General features: G+C 40.9%; 7 protein-coding genes. 6 read left to right on the top strand and 1 reads right to left on the bottom strand.

What is annotated here, in order from left to right; genetic code table 11:
- The first annotated feature begins 11 nt into the window (after positions 1–11).
- The gene (locus DZC72_RS14955; protein ID WP_094997917.1) at positions 12–326 is read left to right on the top strand and encodes a DUF3467 domain-containing protein; all 315 of its coding nucleotides are present in this window, start codon (positions 12–14) and stop codon (positions 324–326) included.
- A gap of 33 nt (positions 327–359) precedes the next feature.
- On the opposite strand, the gene DZC72_RS14950 is transcribed toward DZC72_RS14955, so the two are convergent.
- Positions 360–1,949 (bottom strand): peptide chain release factor 3, encoded by a 1,590-nt coding sequence (locus DZC72_RS14950; RefSeq protein WP_125223748.1) that lies wholly within the window; start codon positions 1,947–1,949, stop codon positions 360–362.
- Between the two features lie 306 nt (positions 1,950–2,255).
- Here DZC72_RS14950 and DZC72_RS14945 point away from each other — a divergent pair, with 306 nt between their 5' ends.
- From DZC72_RS14945 to DZC72_RS14925, 5 genes are all read left to right on the top strand, one after another.
- Positions 2,256–6,128, top strand: a complete 3,873-nt coding sequence (locus DZC72_RS14945; protein ID WP_125223747.1) for an Ig-like domain-containing protein — start codon at positions 2,256–2,258, stop codon at positions 6,126–6,128.
- 12 nt (positions 6,129–6,140) lie between these two features.
- Entirely contained in the window at positions 6,141–7,094 is a 954-nt protein-coding gene (locus tag DZC72_RS14940; protein ID WP_125223746.1) for a PorP/SprF family type IX secretion system membrane protein, read from the top strand.
- A gap of 3 nt (positions 7,095–7,097) precedes the next feature.
- Positions 7,098–9,050 carry an OmpA family protein gene (locus DZC72_RS14935; protein ID WP_125223745.1) on the top strand — a complete coding sequence of 651 codons (1,953 nt, stop codon included), beginning with the start codon at positions 7,098–7,100 and terminating at the stop codon, positions 9,048–9,050.
- Positions 9,051–9,237: 187 nt separating this feature from the next.
- The gene (locus DZC72_RS14930; RefSeq protein ID WP_125223744.1) at positions 9,238–13,716 is read left to right on the top strand and encodes a beta strand repeat-containing protein; all 4,479 of its coding nucleotides are present in this window, start codon (positions 9,238–9,240) and stop codon (positions 13,714–13,716) included.
- Positions 13,717–14,046: 330 nt separating this feature from the next.
- Positions 14,047–14,507 (top strand): hypothetical protein (locus DZC72_RS14925; protein WP_133306767.1); only part of this gene is annotated, 461 nt, incomplete at its 3' end.

Below are 14,507 nucleotides of genomic sequence, written 5' to 3'. Positions count from 1 at the left end.
TTGTACATAGTATGAGCGAAAATAAAAATCAAAATCAGAAACAAATCAATATAGAGTTGGATGAAAAAACGGCTGAAGGTATTTACTCGAATTTGGCCATTATAAATCACTCAGTTTCAGAATTTGTAGTTGATTTTATTAGTATGATGCCCGGTGCTCCAAAGGCAAAGGTCAAAAGTAGAATTATATTGACGCCCCAGCACGCCAAGAAATTTTTAAAGGCATTAAACGATAATGTACAACGGTTTGAAAAGGCCCATGGTACCATTAAGGATTATGAACAACCGACCATACCCTTAAATTTTGGTCCTACAGGCGAGGCCTAAAAAAGTAAAGTCCCGCTTTCAAGCGGGACTTTTTTATTCCAGTTCAGAAGTAAAATAAAGTTTTACGGAAGGATATTTTTGCTGTGTCATCTGCAGGGAGAATTGGGAATCGGCCAAAAACACCAACTGATTCCTTTTGTCCTTGGCCAGAAACTTTTGCTTTACGCGGATAAACTCCTTGTATTCATCGCTTTTAGTATTATCCGTACCCACCCAACAGGCTTTATAAACAGGAAAATTTTCATAACTACATTTTGCACCATACTCGTGTTCCAAACGGTATTGGATTACTTCAAACTGTAAGGCCCCAACAGTTCCAATTACTTTTCGGCCATTCATTTCCAAGGTAAATAGCTGAGCAACCCCTTCATCCATTAATTGGTCAATCCCTTTATATAGCTGTTTGGACTTCATGGGATCTGCATTGTTTATGTACCTAAAGTGCTCGGGCGAAAAACTGGGAATGCCTTTATAGTGCAGAACTTCACCTTCCGTTAGGGTGTCTCCAATTTTAAAATTTCCAGTATCGTGTAGCCCCACGATATCCCCGGGATAGGAAACATCAACAATTTCCTTTTTCTCCGCAAAAAATGCATTGGGACTGGAAAATTTCAAATTCTTGTCCAGCCGGACATGATGATAAGGCTTGTTTCGTTCAAATGTACCGGACACCACCTTTACGAATGCCAAACGGTCCCTATGTTTGGGGTCCATATTCGCATGTATTTTAAATACAAACCCGGTTAGGTTTTTTTCATCAGCCTTTACCAAGCGTTCTTCGGCCATTTTATCTTTTGGGGAAGGAGCAATTTCTATAAAGCAATCCAATAATTCCCTTACCCCAAAATTATTCAATGCAGAACCAAAAAATACCGGTTGTTGTTCCCCTTTTAAATAAAGTTCCTTATTAAAGTCAGGATAGACACCCCAAACAAGGTCTAGATTTTCTCTGAGATTCTCGGCCGCTTTTGTACCGATGATCTTTTCCAATTCTGGACTTTCAATGTCATCAAAGGCAATAGTTTCCTCTATATTCTTTTTGCTGTCACCGCTAAATAAATTTATATTTTTTTCATAAATATTGTATATGCCCTTAAAATCGTATCCCATACCAATGGGAAAACTAAGTGGGGTCACTGAAAGACCTAGTTTTTGTTCCAGCTCATCCATTAGGTCGAAAGCATCCTGTCCTTCCCGGTCCAGTTTGTTTATAAAGACCAACATGGGTATTTTGCGCATACGGCACACTTCTACCAATTTCTCGGTTTGTTCCTCCACACCTTTTGCAACATCAATGACAACGATAACGCTATCCACCGCGGTCAAGGTTCTAAAAGTATCTTCGGCAAAATCTTTGTGTCCTGGAGTATCTAGAATATTTATTTTTTTATCCTTATAAATAAAGGCCAGTACGGAAGTAGCCACGGAAATTCCTCGCTGGCGTTCAATTTCCATAAAGTCGCTAGTGGCAGTTTTCTTAATTTTATTGTTTTTAACTGCGCCTGCTTCTTGAATGGCTCCCCCAAATAATAGTAATTTTTCGGTTAGCGTCGTTTTACCTGCATCCGGATGCGAAATAATACCAAAAGTCCTTCTTCTTTCAATCTCTTTTTTGAAACTCATTCGGTCAAAATTTGCCGCAAAAGTAAGCTAAATTGAACACTTTGTAAATGGGATGTATTTGTTTGTTAATTTAGTTAAACAGGATGGTTACTTTTATAGTTAAAACATGTCTAAAGGACTATAAATAGGGAAAATGTAAGTATTTTTTCACAGTTTAAAGAGATTTATTAACAACTTATCCGAATTAAACAATACTTGAATTTTAAGAATGTATCTTGCGCATAATTTTCGTTAGGGAAAGCCCAAATCCTACCTTACTACACGTACATGTCATGGTGATTGTTTTAATAAACTATCATTATGGAAATGAAAAGTTATACGACTGGTTTTAATACCAGACCTTTTAGATACTTTTTCCTAGTATTAATTGGCTTTTTAATTTATTGCTCCCTACAGGCAAATACCGTTATTAACAATGCATTCGTCTTTACGGACTACGATGGAGATGGTGTGTACGACCATGAAGATATTGACGATGATGGTGATGGAATTGTGGATTTGGTAGAAGATAAGAACCTCGATGGGGATAATAACCCCGCAACCAATCCTACGGACACTGACGGTGATGGAGTTCCAGATTATTTAGATTTGGATTCGGACAATGATGGTATTTTAGATAATTTGGAAGGCCAAAACTTCCATACTTACAGACCAAAATCCGGAATTGATTCGGATGGAAATGGTTTGGATGATACTTACGAATCTTATCCTGGAGCTGGTGAAGGAGTAGCAGTTAACGACAGGGACAATGATGGATATCCTAACCATTTAGATATAGATACTGATAACGATGGCATTCCAGACAATGTGGAGGCCCAGACGACTTTAGGCTACATTGCTCCAAATAATGATGACCCTGCTACTTATTTTTCAAATCAAGGTGTTAATAGTGCATATATTGGTGGCTTGACACCAGTTAATACCGATGGCACCCCGCCACCCAATAAACCGGATTATCAAGATTTTGATAGTGATGACGATTTGGTACCGGACAACAACGAAGGGAATGACTTTAACTTCGACGGCATTCCGGACCAATCATTTACAGGCATCGATACCGATGGCGACGGATTGGACGATGGTTACGAGGGAAGTGATGTCAACGATGGTTTTGACGTGAACGACGAGATTGACGACCCAGGCAATGATCTCCCAAATACAGATGGTGCTGATGATGTTAATTTTAGGGATTTTGATGATGATAATGACGGTTTGACGACACCTGAGGAAGACATTAATGGCAACAACGACCCTACCGATGACGATACTGATGATGATGGCAGACCTAACTATTTGGACGTGGATAATAATCAAGGTCCTGACACGGACGGTGATGGGGTTCCGGATAGTTCCGATCTGGACGACGACAACGATGGGATATTGGATACGGTGGAGGATCCCAACCTAGACGGTGACAACGACCCTTTGACAAATCCATTGGATACCGATGGTGACGGATATCCCAACCATTTGGATATCGACAGCGACAACGACGGCATCCCGGACAATGTGGAGGCCCAGACCACAGATGGTTATATAGCACCGAACGATGACGATGAGGCAACCTATCTAAGCAATGATGGAGTTAACAGTGCCTATCCCGGCGGACTCACCCCTGTCAATACGGACGGTGTGGACGAAGTGGATTACCTAGACGATGACACGGATAACGATTTGGTACCGGACAACAACGAAGGGAATGACTTTAACTTCGACGGCATCCCGGACCAATCATTTACAGGCATCGATACCGATGGTGACGGACTGGACGATGGTTACGAGGGAAGTGACGTTAACGACGGTTTTGACGTAAACGATGAGATTGATGACCCTGCGAATGATTTACCGGATACGGACGGAACCGAGGACGTGAACTATCGCGATTTAGATGACGATGGGGATGGCATCGACACGCCCGACGAGGACCCCGACGGTGATGGCGACCCAACGAACGACGATACCGATGGCGATGGGACGCCCGATTTCCTAGATCCCGACTCTCCAGGAACGGACACGGACGGTGATGGGGTTCCGGATAGTTCCGATCTGGACGACGACAACGATGGGATTTTAGATACGGTCGAAGACCCCAACCTAGACGGTGACAACGACCCTTTGACAGATCCATTGGATACCGATGGTGACGGATATCCCAACCATTTGGATATCGACAGCGACAACGACGGCATCCCGGACAACGTAGAGGCCCAGACGACATCGGGTTACATTGCACCTAATGACGATGATGCCACTACGTACGCAAGCAACGACGGTGTGAACAGTGCATACCCTAATGGTATTACACCTGTGAACACGGATGGTACTGACGAGTTGGATTATTTGGACGATGATTCCGACAATGATCTGGTACCGGACAACAACGAAGGGAACGACTTTAACTTCGACGGCATCCCGGACCAGACCTTTACAGGCATAGATACCGACGGCGACGGATTGGACGATGGTTACGAGGGAAGTGACGTTAACGACGGTTTTGACGTAAACGATGAAATCGATGATCCTGCAAACGACCTACCGGATACGGATGGAACCGAGGACGTGAACTATCGCGATTTGGATGACGATGGGGATGGCATCGACACGCCCGACGAGGACCCCAACGGTGATGGGGACCCAACCAACGATGATACGGACAACGACGGGACTCCTGATTATTTAGATCCAACGACAGACATTGTTGACGTTGTGGACGACGAGTTCTCTATTCCTGAGGACACTACAACGGAAATAGACGTATTGGAGAATGATATGAATATCCCTTTGGATGGAGAACTTACTGTGACGCAACCAACCAATGGAACAGTGGAAATTAACGATGGCGGAACACCGAACGACATCACGGATGATGTTCTAATTTATACCCCTGAGGATGGCTTCAACGGAACGGACACTTTCGAGTATACCGTTTGTGATACCGAAGGAAACTGTGATACGGCCACAGTCACAATAACTGTTGGGACACCCCCAGTATTGGACGTAGTCGACGATGAGATTGCTACACCTCAGGATACGGCAACGGAAATAGATGTATTGGCAAACGACACGGGAATTCCCTCGGATGGGGAGTTGACCGTAACCGAACCAAGCAATGGAACCGTAGGAATTGACGATGGGGGAAGCCCGGACGATATCACGGATGATATACTAATCTACACCCCGGATGCCGGCTTCAACGGAACGGACAGTTTTGAGTACACAGTTTGTGATAACGAAGGAAACTGTGATACTGCAACAGTTATCATTATGGTGGGTACACCACAGATGTTGGATGTAGTCGATGACGAGGTTACTACACCGCAAGACACAGTAACGGATATTGATGTTTTGGCAAATGATGTGGGGATACCAGCAGATGGCGAACTTTCGGTAACCGAGACAACCAATGGAACCGTAGCCATAGACGATGGTGGTACCCCAGACGATATCACGGATTATATTCTAATCTACACCCCGGATGCCGGCTTCAACGGAACTGACACTTTCGAGTATACTGTTTGTGATAGCGAGGGCAATTGTGATACGGCTACCGTAACTATTATTGTAGGAACATCACCAACTTTGGATGTGGTTGACGATGAGGTATCTACGCAACAGGGTACGTCCATTGAAATTGATATTTTAAACAATGATTTGGGGATACCTATGGATGGAGAATTAACGGTAACTGACCCTTCAAATGGAACAGTTGAGATAAACGATGGCGGAACCCTGGACGATATTTCAGATGATACGGTAACCTATACTCCACGTGAAGGATTTAACGGAACGGATAGTTTTGAGTATACGGTTTGTGATACAGAAGGTATCTGTGATACGGCAACAGTAAGTGTTTTAGTAGAAAAAATTATTAACCTAAAGGTTGAGGTAAATCAATTGTTGACACCCAATGGCGATGGTAAAAATGATTTTCTATTTATCCGAGGTACGGATAATATAAGACAAAGTACCTTGAAAATTTTTAACAGATGGGGAGTTTCGGTTTACGAAGGGGAAAACTATAATAACCAAAATAATGTTTTTGATGGCCGTTCAAGGGGCCGATCTACCCTGAGCGTGGAAGATTATTTACCTTCAGGTGTATACTTTTACATATTTAACTACACTACCTTGGACGGGGAAAATGTTGTGGATAGTGAGTATATTTACATCAGCAGATAAAAGCATAACTATATGAATATCAGATACAGGATACTAACTTTTTTAGCTATTACTTTTATCTTTTTAGAGGAGGCAAGTTCGCAGCAAGATGCGCAGTACACCCAATATATGTATAATACGATGACCGTAAATCCTGGGTATGTGGGATCAAGGGGGCAATTAAGTATGGCAGGATTATACCGTTCTCAATGGATTGGATTGGAAGGTGCGCCAAGTACTTTTACCTTAAACTTACATTCCCCTATAAGAAATAGCAAATTGGGCTATGGGGTGTCTATTGTCAATGACGAAATTGGAGATGGAACTGTACAAGAGACTTATTTGGATGCAATGGTATCCTATACTATAGATGTTTCTAGAGAAGCAAAACTTTCATTTGGACTTAAAGCGGGTGGCAATATTCTGAGCCTAGATTTTAATAAACTAAGAAATTTTGATGCAGAACCTGTTAGTACGGATAATATCGAAAATAGGTTTTCACCAAATTTTGGATTGGGGATGTACTATCATACCAATAATTTCTATCTAGGTTTATCCGCTCCAAATCTTTTGCAGACGGAACACTTTGATAATTCCCAAACTGATGCAAATGCCTTGGAATTTTTATCGAAAGAAAGAATCAATTTTTATTTCATTACCGGTTATGTGTTTGACCTGAACGGAAATTTAAAATTCAAACCTGCACTATTGACCAAGGTGGTTGGAGGGGCTCCTTTACAGGTAGACCTGTCTGCCAATTTCATGTTCAATGACAAATTTACCTTTGGTGCGGCATACAGATGGGACGCTGCAGCAAGTGCATTGGTCGGTTTTCAAATATCCGAACAGTTTATGTTGGGATTGGCTTATGATAGGGAAACCACAGAACTTGGTGGAACCCAGTTCAATGATGGCTCTTTTGAAGTCTTTTTAAGGTTTGAGTTGGTCAGATCTTTTCAACGTTTGGTATCACCTCGATTCTTCTAAAATATGCACAAGTTCAAAAAAGTACATATCCTTTTTCTAATAATAACCACCCAATTGGTTATGGGAATTTCTTTTGCCCAGGAACGGTTTTTAAAAAAGGGAAATGAAAAGTACGAAGAGTATTCATTTAGTCCGGCCATCGATATTTATAAAAAGGTTTTGGATAAAGGTTATGTGTCGGCAGATTTGCTACGAAAACTGGGAAATTCTTACTACTATAATGCCGATTATAAGGAAGCAGGAGAAACCTTTGATAGACTGGTAAATGAGTTTCAATCGGAAGTAACCGCGGAAGATTATTTCAAATATGCACAAACACTAAAATCTTTGAAGGATTATGATAGGGCAAGTGAAATAATGGACAAGTTTTCCCAAATGACATCGAATGATGCCCGAGCCCAACAATATAAAAGTGCAGAAGATTATCTGGCAGACATCAAAAGGAATTCTGGCAGATATGAAATAAAAAACTTTCCATATAATTCGGCATATTCAGATTTTGCTCCGTCTTTTTATGAACAGGGACTTATTTTTTCTTCCGATAGGGACACAGGGAACTTTGCCAGAAATAGGCATACTTGGAACGGGAAGGATTTTTTGGATTTATATAAAGTAAATGCCGATAGCGCATCCCTGAACAAGGTCATCAAGTTGGACGACTATGTAAATACACGTCTACATGAATCTACCTCCATAACAACCAAGGATGGCCAAACCCTATATTTTACAAGGAATAACATTATTGAGGGTAAATATAAAAAAGATGAGCAAGGCATCATTAGACTGAAGATATTTAGGGCACAAATGATGGAAGATGGTACTTGGGGAGAGGTAGAGGAACTTCCCTTCAATAGTGATTCATATTCGGTGGCGCACCCTGCCTTGAGTCCAGATGAGAAGACCTTGTATTTTGCTTCTGACATGCCCGGAACTATGGGGGCTTCAGACATTTTTATGGTAGAAATTAACAAGGACCGCACTTTTGGTCCCCCCGTCAATCTGGGAAGTAATATCAACACGGAAGCACGTGAAACATTTCCTTTTGTAACGCAAGAAGAAATTCTATATTTTTCATCGGATGGTCATCCAGGCCTAGGTGGTTTGGACATCTTTGGAACAAAGATAAAACGTAAGGATTTCAGTGGAAATATCATGAACGTGGGCGAACCCGTGAATAGCGTTAAGGACGATTTTACTTTTATTTTTAACGAGGAGAGTAGAGTGGGCTATTTTGCGTCCAATAGGGAGACTGGAATGGGATATGATGACATCTATGCCTTTGTTGAAAATGAACCCTTGGTTTTTGATTGTATTCAACAAGTAACGGGAACGGTGAGGGATAAGATTTCCAATCAAGTATTGGTTGGTGCCACGATCAAAGTAATCAATGAGGACAATGAAGAGCTCTTATCGACTATTACCGATTCTAAGGGAACCTATAGTTTGGTTTTGGATTGCAATCAAGGGAATTTTGTAAGAGCCTTAATGGAAGGATATACGCCTCATGAAGAGTATATTGGAGTATCTGATGGAAAACCAAAAATTATAGACTTTTACTTGGAAAGGGATAGGATAACGGCTGGTTATGGGGATGATCTGGCAAAATTGTTGCAATTGAGCACCATTTATTTTGATTTTGATAAATACAATATCAGAAAGGACTCAGAAGTCGAAATCGAAAAGGTAATTGCTGCTATGGAAAAATATCCCAGCCTAAAAATAAAGGTCAATTCCCATACGGATAGTAGAGGACCTGCTGCCTATAATTTATGGTTATCCCAAAAAAGGGCGGAGTCCACGGTGAATTATATGATTAAGAAAGGAATATCCCAAGAGCGTCTGTTAAGTGAAGGTTTTGGGGAAACAAAACTGTTGAATGAATGTGCTGATGGAGTACCATGTACTGCTGCCAAACACGATGTCAACAGAAGATCGGAATTTATCATCTTTGAATAATTAATGACAAAAGTTTCAAAATGAAAAGACAGCTAAATGGGCTGTCTTTTCTTATTATGGGTGACTTCATGTAAAACTCAATAACGTTTTTTAAGGGCTACACTTCATCGATTAACCCTTTCACAACAATTGTTTATTGATACTTTCCCCAAGTGTTAACTTCGTTTATTAATCTGGTTGAATTAAAATGAAGTTCTTTCGATTGTTCATAATTCTTGTCTTGACCTTGGCTTGTCAAATCACTATTGGGCAGGACACCTATAGAGACAATTTCAATTCTGTTTCCTATTCTAATAATGACGGTAACCAGAATTTTAGTACCAATTGGATTGAAATTGGCGACACGGATTTGGGGCCTAGTAGTCAATACATTCAAATTAGTAGTAACCGTTTGGAGTTCTACTATATTTGGGGGGAGAACATAATCAGGTCTGCGGATCTCTCCGGTGCTTCTTCGGCAACTTTAAGTTTTGATTGGCAAGCCATAAGTTTAGGGGGTAGTCGCCAATTGGCGGTCCAAATTTCCAATAATGGGGGTGGAAGCTATACAACTATTGGTACTATTTCCGGTAATAATAATTCTGGGAGTTTTAATCAGGATATTACAGCGTATATATCGGCCAATACTACAGTTAGATTCTTAAAATCGAATAGTAATTGGCGGAATGACGACTATGCGTTTATTGATAATTTTCAAATTTCCACTACTACCTTAGCGCCAAGACCGATTATGGAGGTAGATGATATTACCGTTGATGAAGATGCAGGTACGCTAACATTTACAGTGACCCATACAGGCAATGATGCTTCGGGGCCATTTAATGTCACCTATCAAACTAGTAACGTTACCGCTTCGGCTGGGTCTGATTATAATTCAAATTCTGGAACGCTCAATTTTAATGGGAATTCAGGCAGAACTCGAACTGTAACCATTACAATTACTGACGATACATTAGTAGAAAATGCAGAAACGTTTACTTTGAACATTATATCCGTATCAGACCCAGATGTTGACATAACCGATGTAGGTATAGGAACCATAAACGATGATGATTCCATAACCATGACAAACGGTACCACGGTAAATGAATGTGGAAAGGTTTTTTTAGATCCTGGAGGATTATCGGATTATGGTAATAATCAGAATATGGTCTATACCATATGTCCTGATGTTGCAGATACATACATTAGTATTGATTTTACTTCTTTCGATGTAAGATCAGGCGATATTCTTTACATATATGAAGGAACCAATACATCGGGTACACTTATTGGTCAATACGATAATAACAATATTCCATCAACAGTTAATTCTAATCATACCTCTGGATGTTTAACTTTTAGGTTTACTTCTAATAATAATACCACTGGAGCTGGATGGGAAGCACCCATCAGCTGTATTCCTGATGGTCCGGAAATTATAATCGATGATATAACTTTTGATGAGGATATCGGAAACGCAATATTTACCGTGAGGTCTACCAGAGCTCCCCACGGTAGAAATATTTTTCTTTTTGGTTTTGTAGAAACACCTTTTACAGTAGATTTTCAAACGGTCGACGGAAGTGCCTTGGCAGGTAGCGACTACACAGCTACCTCTGGAACGTTGACTTTTAATGGAGAAGTGGGCAATGTTCAAACCATATCGATCCCAATCGTCAATGATGGTATACCAGAAATTTCAGAAAGCTTTTCAATAGAGTTCACGGGCGCTAATGCACCGGACGTTCCGGTTAATTATTCGGATACAGGCACTGGGACTATAAACTCTCAAATTTTAGCAAATGACCCATTGACGCTTTTTCAAGAGTTTGATGGTTATTATGATTATTCAACCACGGGTGGATCACTCAGAACAATGCAAAATGGTCAGCCTGGTGAGGCATGTTTAATTACCACAAGTTCCTCCAATCAGTTGATTTCCCCTATTCCTGCAACAGCAACTATAGAAAAGGCTTATTTATATTGGGCACACTCTAGCGGAGTAATGGACCAACAAGTGACTTTTGAGGGACAAACTGTTAATGCAGGTTATATATATCAAACGACGCTGACTACAAGAAACTTTTATGGATATGTAAGTGATGTAACCAGTATAGTTCAAGGGGTACCCAATCCATCTACCAATGTATTTGACTTTTCGGATTTGACGATAGACAATTCATCTACTTATTGTAGTTCCGAAACGGTTTTAGGCGGTTGGACCTTAATGGTATTCTATGAGGACAAATCTTTACCGGCAGTAAATATCAACTTGTATCAAGGTTTTGATGGTTTTAGCAATGCAGGTACTTCTTTTACCCTAGATTCTTTTTATGCGATAGCAGGTTCGGGAGCCAAAGCAACCTTTTTGTCTTGGGAAGGTGACGCTACCTTAGATGGTTCGCATCCAAGTTCAACGAATCCCGAGGAATTATCTATAACCAATCAGGCGAATACGACTTTTGTACTTTCTGGTGATGGGGGTCAACCGGGAAACAATGCATACAACTCAACAATTTATGATAATACGGTGGGGCCAGTCTTCAACTCTTCGACATCCTATGGGGTAGATCTGGATACTTATGACATTTCCTCCTATATTTCACCAGGGGATAGTCAGGTAACTGCGAATGTAGATGCTGGTCAGGATTTCGTGATATCGGCAGCGGTGGTACTCAAAGTGCCAACCAACCTTATAGCAGGAACGGTTTTCGAGGATATTAACTACCCGGGAGGTCAAGGGCGTGACCATCTTACTTCCTCTGGTATAGGTATTCAAGGTTCAATAGTAGAATTGTTCGATTCCTCTGGTAATTTTGTCCAGAGAAAAACTACTGATGTCAATGGTAACTATTCCTTTGGAGGTATGGCTGATGGGGATTACAGCATTAAAGTGGTTAATGGTACGGTAAGATCAACACGAGGTGGAGGAAATAACTGTTCATCTTGTTATCCTGTACAGACTTTTAGAGTATTCGGATCTGCTGGGGCATTAACGGACGTTGTTAATGAAGTAGGAGGAAAAGCTCCAGCGGCCAACCAAGATGTTGCCTTAGGTGTTTTGGTCGGGGCCCAAAGTGTTTCAGATGTTTCGGTGGCTGGAAATGGTGTAGCCGGAATAGACTTTGGGTTTAATTTCAATACTATTGTTAATACAAATGAAGATGGACAAGGATCTTTAGAGCAATTTATAATCAACTCTAATAATCTAAATGAAGCGGGCTTAGATGTAGAGCCCAATGTATTGTTTGATCCTAATGCGGGAGAGGATATATCTATCTTTATGATTCCTCCTAGTGGAGACACTCTTGGAAGATCTCCAGATGCCAATTACTCGGGAGGCTTTTTTGATATAAATATTTCCAATGGAAATCCAATGACTACAATTACTGATAATAATACAGTAATTGATGGTAGAACACAAACAGCATACTCAGGGGATTCCAATAGTGGAAATATTGGTTCGGGAGGTATTAATGTGGGTGTATCGGCAATTACCTTACCAAATTATTCACTACCAGAGGTACAGGTCCATAGGGATAATGGCGATGTATTCAAATCTTCAGGAAGTAATGTCACCATAAGAAATTTGGCAATTTTCGCCAATAACAATACCGGTGTTCGTATTGACGGAGGTAGTATTGATATTCAAAATAATCTATTGGGTTTAAATGCTTCCGGTATAAATGCGGGAAATATTGACATAGCTATTGAGAATCTAGCAGGAAGCATGTTGGTGGATTCCAATTATATAGCTACCAACACGGATAGCGGAATAGTAATTAGCGGCGGGTCGTCCAGCATTGTTCAGAATAATCATATTACATCTAATGGAGATGCGGCCTGTGATGACAACATACTCATAAGCGGAGGAAGTGGTATTGTAATTCAACAAAACCTAATTGAGAATGCGGCCTCCCTAGGAATCGATGCGGCCTCATCCTCGGGCGATCTTATTATTTTGGAAAATACGATAACGGGATCAGGTCAGGATGGAGGCAATTGTGGAGGTGGTCCAGAGGATATGGGTATAGACTTGGCTGGTAGCAACTCTCAAATATCCAATAATGTTATCCACAGCAATGGAGGTGCGGGAATCGCCTTAATTGGGTCCGGGAACGGTAATTTAATAAGTCAGAACTCATTTTATGCAAATGGTACCAACGCACCTGCTTTGGGCATTGATATTTCGAGCGATGGAGTGACCATAAACGACTTAAACGATACCGATGGTGGACCTAACGGCAGCCTCAATTTCCCTATCATATCAGGTGTATATGGAAGTGCTACTTCATTAACAGTGGAAGGTTGGTCACGACCTGGAGCGACCCTGGAATTTTTTATGACCGATATTAACGAAGGTACTGCCAGTGCCGGGGATAATCAATTGGGTCTTTTAAGGGACTATGGGGAAGGTCAGGTGTATATTTCAACCTTGGTCGAAGGCAGCGGGTTGGATCTGGATTCAAAAATATTACCATATACTGATACTGATGGAAATACGGATAATACCAACAAATTTAAGTTTACCTTTCCCTTACCCCCAGGAGTAACCATTGGGGAATATATTACGGCTACCGCAACAATTGGAAATAGCACTTCAGAATTTTCACCTCAGAGTGAAATCAGGGCAAACACCTTGATTACGAATAAGAGGATTACCTACCGGATAAAGAAGAACTGATCTTCCCAATAAATGATGTTAAAATCTAGTTTTTAGACTACAAGCACACCTTTGAAAGCTACTGTAAATAGTGGGTTAATCGATAAAGTGTCTCTGATTTTTTGAAATATTTTAAAGGTGGTAACCTCATTTTTTAGGACGTAGACCGTGCGAAATTCCACTTACACAACAATTATTTCTCTAGCCTAGGTGTAAGGCTAATTTTGTAAAGAATTAACATGCCGTGGTGTATCTACGCATGAAACCGAGTACCGACCAACTATGAATATGAACAACAATATTAACAGGGTCAATCATAAAATGACAAAGTATTTAAGTAAACATAAAGCGATGGATAAAAGAATTTTATGGATATTTTTATTACTATCCGGAATCACGTTCGCACAAACGACAGTAACACTTGAAGATCAGTGTAACTGCGAGGTATTACAGGGTACGGCAGTCACCACTGCGGGATCCGTAACTCCCAGTGGTGCCGATTTGGGAGATTTGTACGTGAATACCAATACGGGTACCATCTTTTTTTGGGACGGTAATTCCTGGGAATTGACCTCAAGTGATAATAATACTACAAATGCTAGTTTTACAGAGAACGGTACGGACCTGATATTGACCGATTCTGACGGTAATACGGTCACGATAGCCCTTGCGGACATTGCCGCGTCAATAGACACCAATACCACCAATAATGCCTTTTTGGTGATGGGAACGGATTTGGTTATGGTAGATTCTGATGGTAATATGGTAGGTATTCCCTTAGCTCAAATCGCGGCATTGACGGACACGAACAC

Origin of the sequence: Maribacter algicola, assembly GCF_003933245.1 — a bacterium.
In the GTDB taxonomy this organism is placed as follows: domain Bacteria; phylum Bacteroidota; class Bacteroidia; order Flavobacteriales; family Flavobacteriaceae; genus Maribacter; species Maribacter algicola.
This window is presented reverse-complemented; position numbering and strand designations above follow the sequence as displayed.

Excerpts from the sequence above, each read along its gene's own strand:
- DZC72_RS14955 (WP_094997917.1), top strand. The coding sequence starts at position 12 with ATGAGCGAAAATAAAAATCAAAATCAGAAACAAATCAATATAGAGTTG.
- DZC72_RS14950 (WP_125223748.1), bottom strand. The coding sequence starts at position 1,949 with ATGAGTTTCAAAAAAGAGATTGAAAGAAGAAGGACTTTTGGTATTATT.
- DZC72_RS14945 (WP_125223747.1), top strand. The coding sequence starts at position 2,256 with ATGAAAAGTTATACGACTGGTTTTAATACCAGACCTTTTAGATACTTT.
- DZC72_RS14940 (WP_125223746.1), top strand. The coding sequence starts at position 6,141 with ATGAATATCAGATACAGGATACTAACTTTTTTAGCTATTACTTTTATC.
- DZC72_RS14935 (WP_125223745.1), top strand. The coding sequence starts at position 7,098 with ATGCACAAGTTCAAAAAAGTACATATCCTTTTTCTAATAATAACCACC.
- DZC72_RS14930 (WP_125223744.1), top strand. The coding sequence starts at position 9,238 with ATGAAGTTCTTTCGATTGTTCATAATTCTTGTCTTGACCTTGGCTTGT.